At 41.1% G+C, this 21450-nt stretch carries 17 protein-coding genes and 1 other annotated feature; of the genes, 4 read left to right on the top strand and 13 right to left on the bottom strand.

Features of this window, described 5'->3' with window-relative positions; genetic code table 11:
• Positions 1 to 32: 32 nt before the first annotated feature.
• The 5 genes from DW025_RS07285 to DW025_RS14840 form a co-directional block, all read right to left on the bottom strand.
• Positions 33 to 4667 carry a glycosyl hydrolase gene (locus tag DW025_RS07285; RefSeq protein ID WP_119999385.1) on the bottom strand — a complete coding sequence of 1545 codons (4635 nt, stop codon included), beginning with the start codon at positions 4665 to 4667 and terminating at the stop codon, positions 33 to 35.
• Positions 4668 to 5745: 1078 nt separating this feature from the next.
• Positions 5746 to 6414 carry an ABC transporter ATP-binding protein gene (locus DW025_RS07290; RefSeq protein ID WP_119999387.1) on the bottom strand — a complete coding sequence of 223 codons (669 nt, stop codon included), beginning with the start codon at positions 6412 to 6414 and terminating at the stop codon, positions 5746 to 5748.
• Positions 6415 to 6422: 8 nt separating this feature from the next.
• The gene (locus DW025_RS07295; RefSeq protein WP_117549846.1) at positions 6423 to 9185 is read right to left on the bottom strand and encodes an FtsX-like permease family protein; all 2763 of its coding nucleotides are present in this window, start codon (positions 9183 to 9185) and stop codon (positions 6423 to 6425) included.
• Between the two features lie 47 nt (positions 9186 to 9232).
• Positions 9233 to 9550, bottom strand: a complete 318-nt coding sequence (locus DW025_RS07300; RefSeq protein WP_117549848.1) for a hypothetical protein — start codon at positions 9548 to 9550, stop codon at positions 9233 to 9235.
• Between the two features lie 23 nt (positions 9551 to 9573).
• Positions 9574 to 9723, bottom strand: a complete 150-nt coding sequence (locus DW025_RS14840; protein WP_158547594.1) for a hypothetical protein — start codon at positions 9721 to 9723, stop codon at positions 9574 to 9576.
• 239 nt (positions 9724 to 9962) lie between these two features.
• Here DW025_RS14840 and DW025_RS07305 point away from each other — a divergent pair, with 239 nt between their 5' ends.
• From DW025_RS07305 to DW025_RS07315, 3 genes are read left to right on the top strand one after another with little or no spacing between them, the layout of a single operon-like run.
• On the top strand, positions 9963 to 10544 hold the full coding sequence (locus DW025_RS07305; protein WP_117549850.1) for an accessory gene regulator ArgB-like protein: 582 nt from the start codon (positions 9963 to 9965) through the stop codon (positions 10542 to 10544).
• A complete protein-coding gene (locus DW025_RS07310; RefSeq protein WP_118757931.1) occupies positions 10534 to 11277 on the top strand; it encodes a LytR/AlgR family response regulator transcription factor in 744 nt (247 codons plus the stop codon). The genes DW025_RS07305 and DW025_RS07310 overlap by 11 nt, the downstream gene beginning before the upstream one ends.
• 5 nt (positions 11278 to 11282) lie before the next feature.
• Entirely contained in the window at positions 11283 to 12584 is a 1302-nt protein-coding gene (locus DW025_RS07315) for a sensor histidine kinase (protein WP_119999389.1), read from the top strand.
• Between the two features lie 102 nt (positions 12585 to 12686).
• Here the strand turns inward: DW025_RS07315 and DW025_RS07320 are convergent, their stop codons facing one another.
• From DW025_RS07320 to DW025_RS07355, 8 genes are all read right to left on the bottom strand, one after another.
• Positions 12687 to 13901 carry an aminotransferase class I/II-fold pyridoxal phosphate-dependent enzyme gene (locus DW025_RS07320; RefSeq protein WP_055146066.1) on the bottom strand — a complete coding sequence of 405 codons (1215 nt, stop codon included), beginning with the start codon at positions 13899 to 13901 and terminating at the stop codon, positions 12687 to 12689.
• A 351-nt stretch (positions 13902 to 14252) separates the two neighbouring features.
• Positions 14253 to 14494: a binding site (T-box leader), on the bottom strand.
• 47 nt (positions 14495 to 14541) lie between these two features.
• Positions 14542 to 15675 carry an alpha/beta hydrolase gene (locus DW025_RS07325; RefSeq protein ID WP_119999391.1) on the bottom strand — a complete coding sequence of 378 codons (1134 nt, stop codon included), beginning with the start codon at positions 15673 to 15675 and terminating at the stop codon, positions 14542 to 14544.
• A 16-nt stretch (positions 15676 to 15691) separates the two neighbouring features.
• Complete coding sequence (locus DW025_RS07330; RefSeq protein ID WP_022217426.1) at positions 15692 to 16585, bottom strand: Fic family protein; 894 nt, start codon at positions 16583 to 16585, stop codon at positions 15692 to 15694.
• A gap of 142 nt (positions 16586 to 16727) precedes the next feature.
• Positions 16728 to 17348, bottom strand: coding sequence for a flavin reductase (locus tag DW025_RS07335; protein ID WP_117875314.1), 621 nt, complete (start codon positions 17346 to 17348; stop codon positions 16728 to 16730).
• Between the two features lie 137 nt (positions 17349 to 17485).
• The gene (locus DW025_RS07340; RefSeq protein WP_119999393.1) at positions 17486 to 19159 is read right to left on the bottom strand and encodes a hypothetical protein; all 1674 of its coding nucleotides are present in this window, start codon (positions 19157 to 19159) and stop codon (positions 17486 to 17488) included.
• 207 nt (positions 19160 to 19366) lie between these two features.
• On the bottom strand, positions 19367 to 20014 hold the full coding sequence (locus DW025_RS07345) for an alpha/beta hydrolase-fold protein (protein ID WP_165854765.1): 648 nt from the start codon (positions 20012 to 20014) through the stop codon (positions 19367 to 19369).
• Positions 20015 to 20276: 262 nt separating this feature from the next.
• The gene (locus DW025_RS07350) at positions 20277 to 20930 is read right to left on the bottom strand and encodes a hypothetical protein (protein ID WP_119999396.1); all 654 of its coding nucleotides are present in this window, start codon (positions 20928 to 20930) and stop codon (positions 20277 to 20279) included.
• 15 nt (positions 20931 to 20945) lie between these two features.
• Positions 20946 to 21110 carry a DNA-binding protein gene (locus DW025_RS07355; protein WP_119999398.1) on the bottom strand — a complete coding sequence of 55 codons (165 nt, stop codon included), beginning with the start codon at positions 21108 to 21110 and terminating at the stop codon, positions 20946 to 20948.
• Positions 21111 to 21233: 123 nt separating this feature from the next.
• Here DW025_RS07355 and DW025_RS15475 point away from each other — a divergent pair, with 123 nt between their 5' ends.
• Positions 21234 to 21392: a ribbon-helix-helix protein, CopG family gene (locus tag DW025_RS15475; protein ID WP_119999400.1), complete on the top strand. Its 159-nt coding sequence runs from the start codon at positions 21234 to 21236 to the stop codon at positions 21390 to 21392.
• The last annotated feature ends 58 nt before the right edge of the window (positions 21393 to 21450 follow it).

Genomic DNA, 21450 nt, shown 5'->3' on the forward strand with positions numbered 1-21450 from the left:
CAGCGGGGCTCTTTGTATGGCTAAAATGAGTATTACTTCTTATCCTTTTTGATAACGATATAGCCTGCACCAGCCATGATAAGTGATGCTATCATTATCGCAAACATTACGTCTACAGGTGACTTATCTCCTGTATTTACCACGTTCTGTCCATTTCCACCTGTGCTTCCATCCGTTGTTGCTGCTGTGGTAGCCTCAGTTGTCTTGTCGTCATTGCCAGGCTTCTCAGTTGTTGGAGCCTCGGTAGTCTGATCCTCTGTGGTTGGATTCTCTGTGGTTGGAGCCTCTGTTGTTGGATTGGCCTTACCCGGATCTGCCTCATCCTTCTTAACCAGTGACTTATCTGTTATGATAAGTCCATTCTTGTCCACTGGATTCTTCTTGAGCATATCATCTGTGAGCTTCACTGCCTGGATTCCATCAAAGTAGATAGTTGAGTCAACTGTCCACTTGCCAGTGTGATCCTCCGGCACGATCGAGTTGCACCATACAGCAAATTTGACTATATCCGATGCATCGAGTGTACCACCCTTCTTACCCTTGAATGAGCTGAATGGAATAGTAACATACTGTGCCTTTGTTCCCTTTACGAAATCTGTGAGGTATACCTCAAATTCCTCGCCGCTTCCATCTGTGATCTGGATCACAAGTTTCTGTCCCATACCGTCCGGCTGTACCCACATCTCAAGCGCATTATACTTTGAGAAATCATTGTTTGTAAGCTCTGACTTGATCCTTCCTGTCCACACCTCTGATCCATTTGTCTCAAGCTTATACTTGAACGCACCGCCGTATGTGCCACCGTTCTTATGAGTCTTGTCAAGAACAAAGCTTGAGCTGCATCCTGCGGCTGAGTTAGATGTGTATGTGGAATCCAGAAGTCCGTCGCTTCCTGAATAGTACTCGAAGTCCTCGATGACATTTGCAGGAGCCTTATCCTTGGCCTTTCCAAGGCTTATGTGTGACAGCTGTGCGAGCTGCTCGCCATCTGCCAAGAGTGTGATGGTTGCTGTATCTGTCTTTCCAAGCTTGCTGAGATTCTTCTCTGTAAGATCAGCCGTGTAAAGTGTTGGCTCTGATCCTGCAGCGGCAATCTCGGCTCCAGCCTCAGCGTTGAGTGTAAGCTTAACACCTGTATCAGGATTGTTGATAATGAACTGAACCTTTGATGCATTCTTAACACCAGCCTTGAGTGTTGTCGCCTTGAGGATGGTATCTCTGTCAAATGGATATACCATATAACCCATCTGGTTAGTGTATGTATTTGCAGAAACTCCTGCAAGGGTTCCCATGTTGCTGTAGAATCCTGTGTCTCCACCAAATATTGATGAGTCGTCGTTGTAGTACTTTATGAAGTCATTTATAAGCTCCTGTCCATGTGTGTCGTCATACTTATATGGAACGTAGAAGTTGGTATCTCCGAAGTTGGCCCATACAAGGTAGTATGGCATGTTGTTCTTCTTCGCGATGTCGCTGACTTCCTGATACCAGTTCTTTCCTGAAGCCTCTGTTCCAACCGGATTGCCCTTTACGAGAAGTCCCTCGTTGTCTGAACCATCCTTCTTCATGACTCTGACACCGCACTCAGCGATGGCTGGTATCTTGCCCCTCTTTGCAGCTATTGATGACACGATATTACATGTTGTATCAAGACTGTCAAAGAAAGAATTGTCTGCAGCTGCAGGGTACGAATTGTAATCGTTATAGTAGTCAAATGCAAGGATATCTACATACTCATCGCCTGGATAGTATGACATGTAAGCTGCCTCTGATGTGATAGGTCCGTTTGGCGAGTATACCCAGAGAAGGTTGTGTACACCGCTCTGCTCCATGTAATCCTTGGTATATCTGTAGAGAGACTTGTATGTCTCAGCTGTGTTCATTGATCCCCACCAGAACCAGCTTCCTGTATTCTCGTGGAATGGTCTGATCATGATAGGTATTCCGGCAGCCTGAAGCTGTGATGCGTAGTCTGCGATCACATCGAGGTAAGCTGTAAATACCTCATTGTACTCTCCACCTGGGAGAATCTGCTTTACTATGTCATTTGACAGATCCTTGGACTCTGAGAAATCACATCCGTAGAAGCTGTATGTTCCATCCGAGTTCTTCACTATCTTGGAGCTGGAGAAGTTTGGCATATGCATTGACAATGACACGATCGCACCATTTGCCGCTGCAGTCTTGCTGTATGCCACTGAGTTTGCCAGTGCCGAAGCTGCGTCTGAACCGCCTGCCTCCGAGCCTGTAACTGCCAGTGAGTCGATTCCGAACACACCGCTGACCTGTCCGGTCACATCATATACATCACCGAGTGATGCCTGTGGATTTACGCTTCTGCTCACATCATTCTGATGTCCGAACAGAACCTGATCGCTGTTCATGAGCGTATTCAGGTATGCCGCGAGCGCTCTTGCGCTGTCTGCTGCATTTGCATCGCTCACTCTAACTGATGATGGCATCTGTGAAAGATCCGCTGGTGAACCAGCACCAGGAGTCTCTGTTATCTCAACAAAATCCTTTGTTGTATCTGCCTGTGACAGAACAAGATTATCAAGATATACATTGCCCTTGAAGCTTGTGCTGCTTCCTATGATTCCTATTGTCACATCTGTGAGTGGTTTATCTGTCGGAGTAAATCCCATAGTAACTGTAGCCTTCTTTAATCCATCGCCGATATCCTCTGCATCATCGTCAATGGTTGTATCTTTATTTATTATTCCATTTGCAAAAAACTTGATCTTGCTTCCCTTGAGCTTTGCCGGGTAGATGATATCCACACTGAGCTGGTTGTACTGGCTCACATCCATAGCCTCTGTAGGAACACACTTAACCTTTGCCTCACTCCATGAGGAAGTTGAATCTGCTGAGTAGTCAACAGAAACCTTAAGTCTCTCATTTGCACTGTCATATGATATGTCAGGTGTGGCAGTACCTGCCTTGTTGGCTGCATCGCCGTGCTTGTATGCATATCCGGCCTCTGTGCTCCACTTGTCATAATCCTCAGCCGATGAGAGATCCGAGATGACAGCAGGATCTCTCTGCTCAAGTCCGCCGCTGCTCTCCTTAACATCAAGTACCTTAACGTTGCTTATTGTGATCTTGCCAGCATATGCTGAGTTGGAATTGTACTGGAATACGATCTCCTGCACATTTCCCACCTCTGATACATCAAATGCAAATGATATATCGCACTTGCCATCGACAAAGTTCTCAGCCTTGATGAACGGATAGTCGCCTGACTTGACGTAATCCCAGCTGTCGCCTGTCTTCATGGCACATGCAAGCTGTATCGCGTTATATGACCCGTCTGACGCCTCGGCACCATCAAGTCCCGTTGCATCTGCATCAAGTGTAACTGTAGCTGTGAGCTTTGCCTTTGCTCCAACTTTGACATTGTCTACTGTAGGAATATCTGTATAGCTTCCTGTATCATTGCTGGCAAATGCCTTGTCTGTCCACTTTGCATCGCTCGCTGTGTCAAACACAAGGCTTGCATCTGCAAAATTTCCAACCTCAGTCTCTGATGTTGTCGGCTTCTTGCCACTCTCTACCTTGTCAACTGCAACGCCGCCGATGAGAACCTTTCCTGTAAATGCTGAGTTTGCATTGTACTGGAATACGATCTCCTGAACATCGCCTGCATCCACTCCGTTAAAGTTGAACTCTACGCTGCACTTGCCATCTGTAAGGTTCTCACTCTTTAAAAATGGATAGTCATCTGACTTGACATATGTCCAGCTATCGCCTGTCTTGATGGCACATGCAAGCTGGATCGCATTGTACGATCCATCTGATGCCTCGGCACCATCAAGGCCTGATATATCGCCGTCGAGAGAAACTGTCGCTGTGAGTTTCGCCTTTTCACCTACAGTTGCCCCCTCTATTCTCGCCATGTCGGCATATGTAGCGCTGTCATTGCTGGCATACGCTTTATCTTTCCATGTCTTATCTGAAACAGCGTCAAATGTGAGAACTGCATCTGAACTGCTCCATACTGTATTGTCTGTGATCGAAGGTGCTGCCACACCTGTCACATTTCCTGTTGCTGATGATCCGCCACCTGGCTCTTCTCCACCATCAGGCTCCTCTCCTGAATCATCACTCTGAATCTCTACATCAGATATTGATATTGTTCCAGTATATGCAGAGTTTGAATTGTACTGGAATATTATCTCGTTCGCAGCTCCTGTATCCTCCACATCAAATGCAAATGATACCTGTGTCTTGCCATCTGAAAAATTTTCCGCTTTAAGGAATGGATAATCATCAGACTTGGTGTATGTCCATCCATCGCCAGTCTTGATTGCACAGGAAAGCTGGATCACATTATACGTTCCGTCAGCAGCCTCCGCACCATCCAATCCTGAAAAATCTCCATTAAGTGTTACATTTGCCGTGAGCACAGCCTTTTTACCCACAGACACATCATCGATCCTGCCTAACTCTGGGTATGTACCTTCATCATTGCTGGCATAAATTTTATCTGTCCACTTGGCATCTGCGCCAGTGTCAAATACCAGTTTGTCTGTAGTGATGCTCCACGCCATTTCCGCAGACGGCTCTGATGCATCAGCTGAGACTATTGCCCCTGCACTTCCCCAGAATGAGCCAACCATTGCAACTGCACATGTCACAGCAACAAGTCTTGTTCTAAATCTCACCATATTCCTTACCCTTTCTTTTTTGTGATATTCCTCCACTTTACTCACCACGAACAGCCTAATTCGTGATTAATATTTATACATATACTTATATTAACTCATTTTTTAATTGTTGAACATGTCATTAATTACCGAATATTTAAGTTGTTTTTTATTGCTTTTGCACGCCATATTAGTCAATAATTTAAGTTATTTGCAATTAATATTAGTTTCTTGTTACCGCACGGATTGTTACTGCTCGCAGAGCGGGTAATCAGTGGTTTAACACACGTTGTAATTAATACACAAAAAAGCCAGCTGGCATAATACCAACTGGCTTTATATTAGTTTATTCATTTTTTAAATATTGAAGTATCTAATCAAAATATCTGAATGTTTCCACACATGCCATTGATTCTTCCACTATATTATAAATATCTATGAAAAAATTCGTTGTGCCTAGAGATTAAACTTACCGGAATATAAACTATCAGGGTACGAATTGCATCTACTCATAACATGCACTGCATGAACTTGTATATGTACCAACCTCTTATAAGCACTGGTCTTGCGGTATGTGATATGACCTGATGCCCTTGAAACACCACTCATATCTTGTGTTGTGAACAATCACGATGGATCAAATCTGGTATCAAATACCTGCGTCCTGGCACTTCAATCATGCTATATACAGCATCTACATGTGGACTGATTCAAGATTTATCTTAAAGGCATCTCGTGTGGAAACAACTTCCCAGTTCTGAGTTACCATCATGATAAAAATGTTCTTCAATTGTCTCCAACGGAACCTCCTCCTTTCGTGAACTTGTACCACGGATCTCTGTTTCCTGCGCACCATGTGTAAAGTCTTTTTCACGATTCTATAAATCTCTGAGATAACTTCGTACATGTTACGTGTCACGGGTGACAATCTATGGTGTGCCATCTGTATCTTTTTCAAATGGCCGTTCTTTAATGTACCTTTATTATACATGATGCAAGGCAAATCGTCAACATATTTTTTGACAATTTATTAATTTTATTGTCATTGTTGTTGCGTTTTACCATCAACTTGTCTTTTATGTATATAATTGTGTGAATATTATACACATTTTATCTGTCCATCTTCTATCCTTACGATACGATCGGCCTGATCTGCTATATTTCCATCGTGAGTAACCATAATTATAGTCTGTCTATCTTCACTCTGCAGTTCTCTAAGCAGTCTCAGGACTTCTTTTCCTGATTGAGAGTCCAGATTTCCGGTAGGTTCATCGCAGAGCAACACTTTTGGTTTGTGTATGAGCGCTCTGGCTATCGCAACCCTCTGCTGCTGTCCACCGGACAACTGTGACGGATAATGTGTCAGTCTCTCTGAAATTCCAAGTTTTTCAGTAAGCTTATCAAAGTACTCCTCATCTACCTTAACCTTATCTATCATCATTGGCAGGAATATATTTTCCTTTGCTGTCAGCTCTGGCACCAGATTGAAGAACTGGAATACGAAACCTATATTTTTTCTGCGGAATTTTGCAAGCTGTGCATCTGAATATCTGAGTATATCTTCATCATCATAGAATATCTCTCCTTCTGCCTTTGTATCCAGTCCGCCCATCAGATGCAGCAATGTTGACTTTCCACTGCCTGATGTTCCTATAATCGCCGTAAATTTTCCATACTCAAATTCCACGTTACAGTTGCGAAGTGCATGAACAGCATTTGTTCCTTCACCATACGTCTTATTTAAATCCTTTATCTGAATCATATGCATCGTCCCCCTTACTCTTTTTCAGCCAGATCATCAATTATCTCTTCCGATTTCTTCTTATGAATGACCAGCACCGTAATAATCGTCGAAATCACAACAAGGAATGTTCCTATCAGTACCAACGCTCTTCCCACAGGGACAACAAATATCTCGCTGTCGAATAGAAATACATGCTGGAGTCTCGTTACCTCTTTTATAACATCTGCATCGACGTTCCATAAATCTGTCTCCGGCCAGTTGAACATGTTTAGCGCCTGTTCGTACTTGTAGCGCAAAAGCCATCTCATGCCATACACCATACCGGCTCCGACAGCACATGATACCAGGGCATTTCTTATGTTATACCATATAAACGTCATGTTCCATGAGTGCTTCTCCATTCCAAGAGCCCGCATGATCGCCACGTTCCGCCTGCCATTCTGGTAACGCATGGTGACAAGTTCCCAATATCCCCATGCCGCCATGATAAGAAGAATAAAGAACAGACATATTGTGCTCGCATACTGTGATATATATGCCTCACGATACTCCTTATCACACTCATCTATCGTTCGTATCCTGAGTTCCATTGAAGAGTCCAATATGTCAGCAAACCTGGATACAACTCTATCAATATCTCCCCTGTTGCTTAGAGATATATATGTAACGTCATAACATGTCTTAAACATCCCAATACTGACTGCTGTGTCCTGTGAGGCCACTATTGCATATCCATACTGTGAAGCTCTGCCAAGACCTGCATACAATATCGGATCGCTCTCCTTTGTGGTCTCCGGAATCACAATTATCGCATCCACGATTTCAACAGTCTCCTTGTATTCGCCTTTTCCGTTCACTGTCATTGTATGCATTACATCGCCTATCTTATATGGCGACTCCGCGGTCATTCCGTCATATTCATATTCAACACACGCCACACCATTTTCATGGGTACCTATTGACCCCTCTTTTACATATTTATCCAGCTTTCTCATTCCGTTATCATCCAGCCATATCGCTGGAACGTTGAAATAAAATCTATCGTCTGCATGATAGAATTCTTCTGTATCTTCCGGAAACTGGACCTCCGCCTGCCACAATCCATCCGGAATATCCTCGTCATTTCTATCATAAAATATATCAAAGCCATCGTTTGTGGAGAAACTCTCTATTGACTTTACTTCGTTCATATCCGCAATGCTCTTGCGCCCATCCTCAGTAAGTCCTGTATCTGTAAGCAATACTCCACCAGTAATCCCCGACCCCTGATCATAAAGGCATATATCTACATCACTGGTTTCCATATCCAATTGTCCATATGTATAATATGTGTCTCTGTCCAGATCATCATTGTGAAAATATCCTTTTCCCTTGCCGTCCATAGAGCAGAATGCGTAGCACATCACCGCCGCAAACAGGATCAGGGCAACAGACAACATCTGCATTATATTTGCAAATGGAATACCGGAAACCACCGATTTGATTCTCCCGAATGATCTCACACGATCTCTTCTTATAAGTCTTCTTGATTTTATATGAAGGTATATATAAAAAAGTAAATATCCAAGAGTAAATGTACCTGTTGCACACACAACAGAGATTACAAATGGATTTTCTGTAATCTGCTGTACACACCACTCCACTGTATAACCGCGCAATTTAGGCAGCCTCAGAAAACGACTTTGAATCTCGAGTATGACCTCATATACAGTGATTCCAACGACTCCACCGCATATCACTCCTGAAACCAGCAGGATTCCCCATTCCAATATATGTATCCAAGCCACTTTCATCCGGCTGGCTCCTATATCTCTCACGATATCCAGGGATTTCTGCCTCTCGCTCATAACAGTTATCATCACGCCAAACAGGGATATAGCCGACAAGATCACAGCAATAACACTGAAATATAGTATTCCCTGGACAGAGTCCGACAGATAACTTTCGCTGTTAAGCTTCTCGTTTCCAAGGGTAATGTTGCAGATATCTTCTGCAGCCGATCTGCTGCGGCCGGATCTTGGCCATATTCCAGTTTTGTCATAATAATCCTGCGCAAACTCTTCCATAGCGCTCTCCGACTGCTCTGTTATCTCGTCATCACCATACAGTGAGACAGCAGTATATACGAATGTATTCTCATCCAAATCACAGTCATCCCGCCACAGATATATAGTTGGCATCTGTACTTCCGAAAGGTCAGATCCCCAGTCTACTCTGTTCTCCTTAAGATCTCTTCTGCTGTCTGTACACAATACACCTGTGATAGTAAACGTAATCTGTCCCACATGTCTACCTGTTCTCAACAGATATGTATCATCCAAATCGTAACTGTCAAATGTTACTTCCTTTCCAACATACGAGTCAGGATCAACAGTAAAAAACATATCCTCCAACACATAATCGTACACTGCTGCCTCCCCGGTTTTTTCAGGGAATCTTCCCGACGAAAGCTTTACATACTCAAGCTCCTCTGCCGTATCGTCAATATATGTACCATATGTATACTGTGTTTTGTCATTTCCCAGCTTTCCACATATAGCCGTACGCCCGATCATGCTGACCCTTTTGTCTTGTGACATCTCCTCATATGCATCACTGCCAAGATTGCTATACAGGTAAAATGTCTTACTACTTCCCCGCAGCTTGTCATCATACTGCCGTCTACATTCTGTTCTCTCCATCAAAAGTGCAATCAACAGGAAAGCCGTTAATATCACTATCGAGGTAAGCATGCTCGCAAACTGCTTTTTATGATATCTCCAGTATTTTGTTATCAGAAATAAGTTTGTTTTCATATGTCCCCCCCGCTATACACAATTAGCCCCGTCAAATTATGACGGAGCTATATTTTTAGTACATTCTTTTTAATATTTCCACTGGAATCCTTTACTGTTATTTTCACTTTTCCTTTCGTTGAAGCATTATATATCAGTGTCATAGTTGTACCTGCCGTTGTTACATGTCCTACTTTAGTATAACTAGTGCAATCATAGTCATAATAATATGATGCAACCGCTCTTGCAACACTATTATTTTCTACAGCTAGCTCTTCTGCCATTGTGGTCTCGCTCTCCCCCGCAAGTGCACTCACCCCAGGCATACATGATATCGTCATTACCGCTGTCATCACGCATACAATCATTCTCTTAAACATCCTCATATGCATATCCTCCTAAATTCAAATTATTGTCTACTTTTTTTAGCAAACTCTTCTAAGCCATCCGGCTCCTTCGGCTGATAATATCTAGTCTTGCATCCTTCCACAACAAGTGGGGATATTACCACTGAGCATGCACATAATAATCTTCCTGCCTTGACAAGTAATTTTCTCACAATACATATCCTCCTTTCTACTGCTATACAATCGACAACTATGTTTATAAGGTTATTATAAATGCATTTTTCGACTATTTTTTCAAAATGGACTAATTGGTCAAAATTAAGGAGTGAACGGTAATTTATTACCACATACTCCTTAATTTTGACCGTTTACTCCATTCCTATTGCTACATACGTCACTCGTGCTATCATTAACTTTACTCATTTGATATCAATATTAGGGAGAGTATTTTATGATTAATTATATATGTTTGAAGATTTCTAATTACCTTATCAAAGAAAAAATAATTACAGATAAAGAAAGAAATATATATTCCTACCTTTTCTCATGTGTATTTGAAGAAATTATTTTTGACCTTATAACACTTGCCACAGGGATTATTTTTCATAGATTAATTACATCTGTTCTATTCATAATAATAACTATGCCATTGCGCTATTTTGCAGGTGGCTATCACGCATCAACACCTTTGCGGTGCACCATCTTGTCATATGGAATCATGATAATTGTGGTATTATTTCCACAATTATCATTTGAACATTCAGAAACTATTCAAGCAATCATATTTTTTGTCTGCATTGCCATAATTATGATAGTTTCACCTGTTGATACAGAAAATAAAAGATTTAACATCTCAGACAAAATCAGTCTACAAAAGAAAGCCAGGATTACCGTAATATTAATATGTGGAATCCAACTTATATTATGGTACAATAAATCCAATCAGCATACACAAACTATTACATTGTGTGTATTAATATGTACATTAAGTTTACTTGCAGGATATATAAGGAATATAAAAAATGTCTCTTAAAAATATTAATATAGCAATTTGTGACGATGAAGTATCATCAATTTATTCAATAAAAAAATACTTGATTTCATATCAAATACAATTTGATATCGACTGTGAAATTCACACTTTTACAGACAGTTCTAAATTTTTGTCTTCATTTGAAACAAACAAATACAACATTGTATTTCTTGACATTGATATGCCAAATATGGATGGTTTAGAGATTTCCAAACATATAAGGAAAAAATATTCAGATGATGTATACATTGTATTTGTGACTTCATATCCAAGCTATATGCATGATAGCTTTCAGGTTCATCCTTTTCAATATCTTATAAAACCTGTTTCCTACAATATTTTTCAAAATATTATGTCTGACCTTTTAACATATATGCAAAGCAAGAACAATATACGCATAGTAGTAGATACATATAATGAAAAACTTCTTGTAAATGTGAATGATGTAATCTACATTCGTACAAGCAAGAGCCAAAAACTCCATCTTATTTATACACTACGCGATTCTCAAATAATTGGTCGTGGAGCGTTATCATCATTGGCAACCTCTCTTGCTGAACATGGATTTATTTTAACCAATCAAAGCACTCTGGTAAATACAAAGCATATAACCCACTTTAACGATAAGTTGTTAGGTCTTGATAATGGAGACGTAATCAATATTTCTAGAAGAAACCTAAAAAAATTCAGAACTTTTTTTGCAAAGCAAATCATCTCAGATATGAAAGGGTAAATACAATGGACATTATTTTTGATATTATGCCAACGCTTTTATACAGTGCAGATATGTATATATTTTTTTATGTTATATTCAACGACAAAAGACGATTTAATTATAACTTTATTTTTGGTATTTTTATAATCTGGGGAGTTGAAATGCTACAAAATATTATTGTTCTCCCACTTTCCGGAGATGTATCCATGAAAGCAACTGTTATGAGAGTTTCTCTTTCCTTTTTATTAACTACCATTCTTTCACTTTTATTTACTGCCACAATCACATCAAGATTATTTACATCTATTTCCTTTGTGACAATTACTATGCTATGCGAAAATATGTCATATTCAACTATAAATCGCTTTCTTGCAACAAATATTGAAAACGACACAATCCCTGTTGCCGTTTTCAATTCTGTTTTTTCTCTTTCTGATTTTTATTGTCTCATATTTGTTCTGCTTGTTACAATTATATTTAGAAAGATTCATATATCACTGTCAATTATTGATATTTCAGCTATTGTGGTAATTCCTGTCATATCTCTCATAATTTTAATAACCCCTGATATATTTGCCTTTAACAAGACAAATCCTCGAGCTTATAGCAATCTTATAAATTTACTGCTTACTATAAATATTGTTAATTTCTTCCTGATCAATGAAATATCTAAAAAGGAAGAATTACAAGCGCAAACAGAACAATTATCAAGACAGATTGAATTCCAACAAAACAAATACGTTCAACTTGGAGAGGCTTATAAAAGTCTCCGCAGTTTTATGCATGATACAAATAAACACTTTATATATATACAAAATTGTATAAAAAATAAAAATTATGACGCAGTCATTCCTTATACTAATGATACTTTAAACGATCTCAAATCCAGATACTGTTATATAAACACAGGCAACCTGGTAATAGATTCATTTGTGAGTAACCTGAAAGAAGTGGCTGACAAATACCATATAACTCTTGATACAAGTATAAAACTGAGTACTACTCAGATACCTCTTACAGATTATGACCTGACTATAGTTTTAGGTAATCTTTTCGACAATGCCATAACCGCATGTAATGATGTTGAAAATGCGGTAATTACAGTCAAGCTACAAACTATAAGAAATACATTCACCATTTATGTTGAAAATTCTTATAATGCTTCGAAAAAACATTCTTCAGACAATGATTTTGACTTTATCCATGGATATGGTCTGAAAAATGTAAAAAATTCTGTAGAAAAATATAATGGTTTCTGCATAATAGACCCGCAAAACTGCTTATATGCTGTAACTTGCATCATTCCACTCAACCAAATAATATAAAAACAAGACTGTATCTGTATTGCAATAGCACATATGTATTCATATTTCTAAAATACATGCCACTGGCAGCTTCTCAGATACAGCCTTGTTATATAATTTCTTTTACTGGTGGTAATAGCTCAGGAAATCAGCCAGCTTTGCTGTTGCTGCCTTGAGTATCTCCATATTCGGAAGATATACTATTCTGAAGTGATCCGGATCCTTCCAGTTAAATCCCGTTCCACATGTGACGAGGATGTGCTTATCCCTCAAAAGATCAAGAGCGAACTGTTCATCATTTGTGATGTTGAACTTCTCCTTGTCAAGTTTCGGGAATATGTAGAACGCTGCCTCCGGCTTAACCACACTTATTCCCGGTATATCACAGAGTGCTTTATAAATATACTCTCTCTGATCATAGATCCTTCCTCCAGGCAGAAGCAGCTCATCTGCACTCTGGTAGCCTCCAAGACAGGTCTGAACTATACTCTGAGCAGGAACATTCGAGCAAAGTCTCATGGATGACAGGAGGTTAAGTCCCTCTATGTATCCCTTCACATTGCTCTTGTTTCCACACAGACACATCCAGCCAACTCTGTAACCTGCAACTCGGTGAGACTTGCTCAGTCCGTTAAAGCTTATGGTGAAAAGGTCAGGTGCCAGTGAAGCCAGAGCCACATGCTCTTTATCATCCATGACAAGTCTGTCATATATCTCATCAGCAAAAAGGATAAGCTCATTCTCCCTTGCAACCTGAACTATCTGCTCAAGAACCTCCTTTGGATAGAGAGCTCCTGTAGGGTTGTTAGGGTTGATGACTACGATTCCTTTTGTTCTTGATGTTATCTTTTTCTTGATATCTTCTATATCCGGATACCAGTTGGACTGCTCATCACAAAGATAATGAACCGCTGTTCCTCCTGCCAGGTTAACAGAAGCCGTCCACAACGGATAGTCAGGCATCGGGACAAGTATCTCATCTCCCGAATCAAGCAGTCCCTGCATGGACATGGTGATAAGTTCGCTGACTCCATTTCCTGTATATATGTCATCGATTCCCACATTTGGAATATTCTTCAGCTGGCAATACTGCATGATCGCCTTTCTTGCAGAGAAAAGTCCCTTTGAATCCGAATATCCCTCGGTATCTCTGAGGTTATATGCCATATCCCTTACAACTTCATCAGGTGCCATAAGTCCGTGCGGTGCAGGATTTCCTATGTTCAGCTTGAGGACATTTACCCCTTCAGCCACCATTCTGTTTGCCTCGTCCATAACAGGACCTCTTATGTCGTAACACACATTGTCAAGCTTTGATGATTTTTCGAATTTTCTCATGATACACACTCCTTTATATCTCTTGATCCCTTGTTGTCTGTGTTTGCTGATCGTTGGTTTTAACTTGCGTTTTCTTCGAGATTACTCCGCATCTGCCGATGCCCGCGAGCAAGCTCGCGCATCGCAGCCGCTTGCTTTCCGGCTTTCCTTTGCGTTTTCTTCGAGATTACTCCGCATCTTCGATGCTCCCGTAATCTCTGCACGACATTCACACTCCGCCCTACCGGGCTTCGTGTTTCATGTCGCGCGCGGGTGACAATTGTCTGCCGATGCCCGCGAACAAGCTCGCGCATCGCAGCCGCTTGTCACCCTGAAAACGCAAAATAAAAGCCCTAAGCATACTTATAATATGCTTAGGGCGAACTTTCTTGTCCGTGTTACCACCTAAATTCAGGAACTTATTCCTGCTCTCAGCCGACAGCCATCACTATCGTTGTTCCTATAACGTGGAACCTTCCGTTGACCACTACCCGGAAAACTTTCGCGGTCACAGCTCGGGGACTGCTTCCTTAAGGTGTCCTATAGGCTCGCACCAAACGCCTACTCTCTGAAGTGACAGTGACTTAAGTACTCCTTCCTGTCTTTGCCTTTATCTGATTTTTAGGATAGCATTCTGATGTCGTGTTGTCAAACAGTTTTTTTATTTCATAAATGCACACTCATCCTCGTTACAGAGTATTCCCTCTGGATTGTACATATTCATATGGAATACATGGCCGCTGTCAGGATTGTTCTGTCCATACGCTTTTGTGATATGTGCAACTCCAACTTTGTTCAGCACCTCATCCAACGCTTTTGTATGTGATGCCAGATCATCATTTACACTGTACATGAGATACGCCTCCGGAAACTCAGCATTTACATAATCAAGCTGATCCATAAACAGCTTGTATTGTTCCTCAGCCACAGCATATGCCTGGCTTATTTTCTTACTTTCACATTTTTCAGCTTTGTCGTGTGAACTTGTTTTTCCGTCACTATTCTGGTCATCATCCACATCATTTCTCAGATACCATGCGGATATATTGTCATTTCTTTCTGCCATCTTGTATGCACCACAGTTAAGGCATACCTTCTTAGGCAGTAGGTCATATGTGAAGAAATCAAGCTTTGCCCTGTAATCGCTGTTTGATGCTATGATGCAATAATTTGCCGTGAGCTGTGCCCCCGCCGAATCACCGACCATGTAGAGATTGTCCATGTCTATTCCAAGTGTCTGCGCATTCTCATGGATATACCGAATGAGATACGCCACATCCTCTATGGCCGCAGGATATTTGTTCTGCGGTGACAATCTATAGTTGAAGTTCACCACCACATACCCGTGCTCCGCAAGAAGGCAGCTATAGTGGCTGTACAGTTCCTTGTCACCATAGAACCAACCTCCGCCATGCACGCTCACTATCACCGGATATTTTCTGTTTTCATCTGTCATATACGATATTGGAACGCAGATATCCATGTAGCTGTTAGATGTATAGCTTGCAGAATCCACGTCTGCGGCATCCCCGGAATCGGCAAAGAATATAATGTTCCTCTCTACACCTTTGTCCCATGTTTCAATCAGCTCATTGAAACGGACCTCATCAAGCTCCTTTTTGTAATCCAGATTCTTTATCTGTACAACATTTGCCGGATATTCAAGCCCTCTGTCTCTCGCCGCATCACTTGCTTTCCAGGCGTGACGCATATTTACCCATGCCGGAAGATTCTTGTCCACCGCACCTCGGCTGAATATCTCTGCTACGTTCTTCATCATTCTTTCTCTGTCCATAATTTCCTCCATTATTTTAATCTCTGTGCTGTATCCTGAAATAGTCCAGGTACTTTTTAAACTTATCCTGCGCAGTAAGGCAGGTATCCCGCAGATATCCTCTTTCTCTATTCCATTCTGAAAGTCCTCTATAGTAATACCATTTGAGATCTTCATCTATGATAAATGGAACTATATCATATTTCAGACACTCCTTGAACAATATCAGCCTGCCAACCCTGCCATTGCCATCTTGAAACGGATGAATACTTTCAAATTCATGGTGAAAATCCAGAATATCATCTAGTGTCTTTTCATTGAGCTTGCGGTATCTTGCAAGGAGATTTTTCATTTTCTCTGGAACTTCTTCCGGCAAAGCCGTATCATGACCGCCCACCTCATTCGGAACTTTCTTGTAATCTCCCACCGCAAACCATTCTTTTCGTGAGTCCTGAGTTCCATTCTTTAGAATCAAATGCAGCTCCTTTATCATTTTCTCACTTAATAAGTTCTTTGCATCATCGATCACCAGATCTATACACCTGAAATGATTGGTCGTCTCGACTATATCGTCAACATTTATCGCCTGATCACTCACGCCTATAGTATTTGTCTCATATATATACCGTGTCTGATCATGACTGAGCCTGCTGCCCTCTATATGATTGGAATTGTAAGTGAGATCCACCTGTATCTTATGATAAATGCCACCTTTAATTCCATTTTTTTTCTCTTCTCTCAGCACAGTCAGCAGATCCCGGTTCTCTTCTCCCGCAGATTGACGCATTGGTTTCTGCGCAGAATCCGGTATATTCCACGTCTTTCCCGTCAGAAAAGCCCCAGGAATCTTATCATGAGCGCAGTAATTTCTAACGGTTCGTTCTGACACATTCCATTTTTTTGCAGTCTCTGCAACTGAAATATAACCCATGAAAATCCCTCCTTTTACGCAATGGGCTTTTATCATCTGCACAGTGTTTTGTATATAGATAGTATATGCCGTTACCGGCAAGAAATCAACTTTTTCAAGATTTGAAACCGTTCATTTCTTGCCGATAACGGCATATCTTACATTACTCATATATAGGTTCAAAGTCGTCTGCTCCGTGTCCACACAGAGGACATACATAATCTGCCGGGAGCTCACTTCCTTCATATACATAGTTACATATCTTGCAGCGCCATCCCACTATCTTCTTATCTGTCTTAGGAGGCTTGTCTGCCTTTGGCTTTACATGTGCCTGATAATCAGCATATGTGAGAGGAGCCTTGTCTGACAGCATCTTTGCATCAACCACCTCCGCGATGAACAACGTGTGCGTTCCGAGATCATGGCTCTCAACTACCTTGCCACTGATAACCGCGCAGGCATACCAGCCCATGTAAGGGATTCCGTTGACATCCTCCGGCATCTTTATTCCGGAGGTTTTGTCCACGTCTCTTCCCGACTGGAAACCGAAGTGCTTTATCGAGTCAAATGTACACTGCTCGTCAAGTACACTGAGGGCAAACACACCACTCTCCTTGAGCAGATCACATGTGTAATTCGTGTTGAGAACCGATATCGCAACCCGCGTTGGATTGTTCGCCACCTGTATACAGGTGTTGATGATGCAGCCATTTGCCTTGTCGCCCAGCTTTGTGGACAACATGAAAATCCCGTATGATAAACTGTAGATCGCCTTTTTATCCATGATAATAACCCCCTTGTCAATCATAATTAATCAGTTATATAGATTTATTCTCAATAATATATTTCTATAATACCACATTATCATGCAAAAAGCTCCCCCTGTTTATCACAGGGAGAGCCTTTATTTAGTGAATAAATCTATCTCTCAACAGATATTATGTCATTTATTCCGTTGTCTGATTCCTGATAAAATACTTTTATTTTATCCCCGCTCTGTATAAATATCAGTTCCTCGTTCTCTGAGAAATCCTGCTTGTATACATTGCCATTTTCATCCGTGATATACACATATGTCGTCTCATCCATGTTGATATATTTGATATCAGCTACCGTGATCTGTCTGTTTGGTATATCGTCCGTCATGCTCTGCGTACTCTTAAGTCCGTTCTCTGCCAGCAGCTTGTTGTATGCCGCAAGTGCGTCCTTCTGGGTAGTGCCTGTAGCTACAATATTGTACTTCTCCACATCGACAAGCGCATACATCTTTACCAGGCCACCGTTGTCCTTTAAGACCATGATGTAGGTTGGTATTCCGCTGATATTGATGAGTGATGGGAAGGATGCCTTATAACCAAGATGCTGTACCTGTCCCTCTGCCGATGACATGGCTGAGTATTCCTCTGCACCTGCCACCTTATAATATTTGCTCTCTCCTGTCCGGAGATTCATCAGAGCAAATCCTATGTTGGACTCGTCACCATTTACCGATGTGACACCTGTATATACCCACACATCGCCGTCCATAACCTTGTAACCATAATCATCCGTAGTCCTCTTGCAGCCCTTATTGCCAAATACACTGTTCCAGTAGCCGCCTGAGAGCTCGCCGTACCAGTCGTATTTCTGGCACACCAGGTCGCCATCATATACACGGTCCACCCAGTGTGGAACATCACTGACTTCATGGTACTCTGTATCGCCCGTACACGGATCGCATATAACCACGCCCTTTACATCCTTTGCACCGAAGAGTCCTGCATGCGACTCAAGAACCGGACAGATGTAATATGGATTGCCATCGTCATTGAGCTCCAGATAGAAACCTTCAAATATATATGTCGGATAAGCCATCTGGACATGTCTGTACAGATTCTTGTTGAAATACGCTGAAGGTGAATACACTATAGGCTTTTCAGTCTGTATATAGTGTGCCTCATTCTTTACCGGATCGACAAGAACATAACCCGGGATTCCGTTCTTCCTGTTGTTCATATATTTGATGAAGCCCGCATAATTGAGTGCTGCGACTTTCATCGGCGCGCCATTATAATCTATAGTGCTGTAATTGCCGCTGACCTCGTACTGGCTGACCACATCCGAGAGTGAACCGACGGCTCTCTCACCTATGATCCTCGCTGTGCTTGTATCCATCAGCGCAATGTCATTTATCTGCCTGCTCTCCGGGATATCTGTCTGGAAATCTCCATCCTCTATATTGATGAGACTTGCATACTTTGATGCACAAAACAGCTTGGATGACGCCGCCACCATAATGAGTCCGACCGCTATCATTATTACTACTATCCATGCTGCCGGTTTCGTTGCTTTCGTTGCGACACTTCTGGTGTCATTACTCTCCACCGTGAAATCAAGCGTACAAAAGCCAACAAGCGCAACTGAAATGACCATCCATACCCAGAAACTTGTACTCTGTATGTTGATCGCCGGTATTGCCGCATAATAGTATATAAGCTCTCCCACAACAAGCACTGCAAATGCTATCACATTCCATTTGCCGAGCCTTCCTGGGGGCTTTGCAAATATCTCCTTTGCCGCTCCTGTGCTTTTCTTTTTCTTTGTCTGTTTACCCATGTTGCCCTTCTTTCCGGCTTACCACGATCTAATTTTTCGCTGCATATACTTACCGGATCGTGTCTGCCATTAATCTATCTACTCCATATGTCTGCCCCATATATTATCATCTATTCCGATAAAAATATATATCTATCCGGTATATGTTATGCCTCGTATCGTTCTGCCAGTGAACGATTGTATATATGTGTTCTCCTGTGCTTTTGGTTATTCTCTTGCTTTCCCTATCCACTTCACAGCCTTCGCCAGCCTCTTCCCGGAATCGGCAAAATGTCCACCTGGATTTATCTCATATATAACATCATTGTCTTTTTTGAGAAGTTCGCAAATCTCCTTTGTTCGATCCGCCACAGTTGCCATAAGTCTGTCTGACGTTCTCGATTCCTTACCGCCGAGGCTGATGTATATACGTTTATTCGCAAGTGTTGGCTGGCTGTTTACATATTCCACAAATCCCGGATACCACATTGAACCTGAACATGTGGCACACCCGGCAAATATATCAGTCTGATACATTGCCCAAAGTGCAAAAAGCCCGGCAAGCGAGTATCCAATGATATAAAGAGGTCTGTTCGCCTGACTTTGAATATCCAACTGTGGGACGACCTGCTGTTCTATATAATCCAGTGTCCGTCCCGCCTCTCCGGCAAATGATCCGTCGACCTCATCTGATCTCCACGGTGAGAGATCCCTGTTCCAGTCATCTATCTGTATCGCAACAAGTGTAAACTGTTCTTCTCCCACCAGTTCTCTGATAGAATCCGCTGTGTGCTCCAGTTCATCTCCCCTGTGTGGGTACATGACCCAGAGGATGATCGGACCATTTTCCGAAGATATAAGTGTGTGTATCTGCATGTTTTTCATCTCCTATAGTGTGTCGGCTATCTTCTGGACTTTCTCCACTGATATGTTCAGTTTCTCATTTATTTCCGTTAGCCTGCGCCTGTTCAAATCTTTCGTCCTGCGTCAATACGCTCATGAGCTTTAACACCTCGTCCTTATCTGTACAAATATCACATCAAGACCAATAATGCAATTGAAAACGATATGAATCTAAAATAACCCACTTGCTAAATTGAATTTCACAAGTGGGTTATGCATAACTTTGAATGATATTTTATTCTAAATCAAAAGATAAATCTGACTTATACCCCTGACATTTCGACCTAAATTCCTCAACCTTATTTCCTGCATCATCATAATTACCGGTTGGACTTACACAGAATTCATAGAAACTGTTTGCCTCAATATAGTATTCTTTTAATTTTGAATAATATGACGCTGACTCTGGTATACTTTTTATACTATCTTTTACATTATTCAAGGACTGATTTATTTTATCAATACTACCATCTGTTTGCCTACAATCAATATAGCATGCAATTGCATCTGAAAATGATGTTAATGATCCTTCAAGTTTGTCACCAATATATACTACACTCAAATAATTTGTTTTATTATTTACCTCTACCAATGTACTATAATCTACACCCATATTGACGCTAATTTCATACAAATCCGTGTATCCCGATGCATCAAATATAGCATAATGCCAAATATTTAATATATCGTCTGCCAAAGCATCGATGTCTGTCACAGCATCGTTCAACTCTTTATACACATTTTTTGCTTCATCCTTATTTTCTTGTACTGTAGCCTGAGTAGCGGATTTTGCATCATTACCGCTATTGCTACCCCCACATCCGACTATCCCCAATGCCATACACAAGGTAGCCATAATTATACATTGCTTTTTTATAAATCTTCTCATTTGTGATTCCTCCTATTATTTTTCTTTAAATGGATTCGGGTAATTAACCGGTATATGATATGGTGAACCCTTTTTGTCCTGAGTTATCCGTGGATCATTTGTATTTCTACAAAAGTCTTGAACTCGTCTTTGGGTTACTCCCCATAATTCTGCTGCAGCTTTGGTTCCCATTTCAGACATATTCTCCCCTCCTTAAAAGTATATTATTTTCGCTTTCGCTTTATCCTACCTTATCATACTTCATCCTACTTTTCAATATAAAGTACACCTCAATGCTATATTACAAAAAAGGCAGGTGATTAAATGAAACCATTAAAGAATAAAGTAAGTATTACTCTCGATGAAGATCTAGTAGAAAGAATAAGACAACTGGCCGAAAATGATGACAGATCTTTCAGCCAATATATAAATCTGGTATTAAAAGATCATGTAAACAAAGTTGATACGACCCATCCAAAATAAATGTTTTTAGTTATAAAAGGGCTGATACTCACATCATCAGCCTTTTTATAGCTGCATT

It is taken from the genome of Coprococcus sp. AF38-1, from assembly GCF_003603945.1.
Taxonomy (GTDB): domain Bacteria; phylum Bacillota; class Clostridia; order Lachnospirales; family Lachnospiraceae; genus Coprococcus; species Coprococcus aceti.

Coding starts and splice junctions, on each gene's coding strand:
- DW025_RS07285 (WP_119999385.1), bottom strand. CDS start 4,667: ATGGTGAGATTTAGAACAAGACTTGTTGCTGTGACATGTGCAGTTGCA.
- DW025_RS07290 (WP_119999387.1), bottom strand. CDS start 6,414: ATGCATATGATTCAGATAAAGGATTTAAATAAGACGTATGGTGAAGGA.
- DW025_RS07295 (WP_117549846.1), bottom strand. CDS start 9,185: ATGAAAACAAACTTATTTCTGATAACAAAATACTGGAGATATCATAAA.
- DW025_RS07300 (WP_117549848.1), bottom strand. CDS start 9,550: ATGAGGATGTTTAAGAGAATGATTGTATGCGTGATGACAGCGGTAATG.
- DW025_RS07305 (WP_117549850.1), top strand. CDS start 9,963: ATGATTAATTATATATGTTTGAAGATTTCTAATTACCTTATCAAAGAA.
- DW025_RS07310 (WP_118757931.1), top strand. CDS start 10,534: ATGTCTCTTAAAAATATTAATATAGCAATTTGTGACGATGAAGTATCA.
- DW025_RS07315 (WP_119999389.1), top strand. CDS start 11,283: ATGGACATTATTTTTGATATTATGCCAACGCTTTTATACAGTGCAGAT.
- DW025_RS07320 (WP_055146066.1), bottom strand. CDS start 13,901: ATGAGAAAATTCGAAAAATCATCAAAGCTTGACAATGTGTGTTACGAC.
- DW025_RS07325 (WP_119999391.1), bottom strand. CDS start 15,675: ATGGACAGAGAAAGAATGATGAAGAACGTAGCAGAGATATTCAGCCGA.
- DW025_RS07330 (WP_022217426.1), bottom strand. CDS start 16,585: ATGGGTTATATTTCAGTTGCAGAGACTGCAAAAAAATGGAATGTGTCA.
- DW025_RS07335 (WP_117875314.1), bottom strand. CDS start 17,348: ATGGATAAAAAGGCGATCTACAGTTTATCATACGGGATTTTCATGTTG.
- DW025_RS07340 (WP_119999393.1), bottom strand. CDS start 19,159: ATGGGTAAACAGACAAAGAAAAAGAAAAGCACAGGAGCGGCAAAGGAG.
- DW025_RS07345 (WP_165854765.1), bottom strand. CDS start 20,014: ATGCAGATACACACACTTATATCTTCGGAAAATGGTCCGATCATCCTC.
- DW025_RS07350 (WP_119999396.1), bottom strand. CDS start 20,930: ATGAGAAGATTTATAAAAAAGCAATGTATAATTATGGCTACCTTGTGT.
- DW025_RS07355 (WP_119999398.1), bottom strand. CDS start 21,110: ATGTCTGAAATGGGAACCAAAGCTGCAGCAGAATTATGGGGAGTAACC.
- DW025_RS15475 (WP_119999400.1), top strand. CDS start 21,234: ATGAAACCATTAAAGAATAAAGTAAGTATTACTCTCGATGAAGATCTA.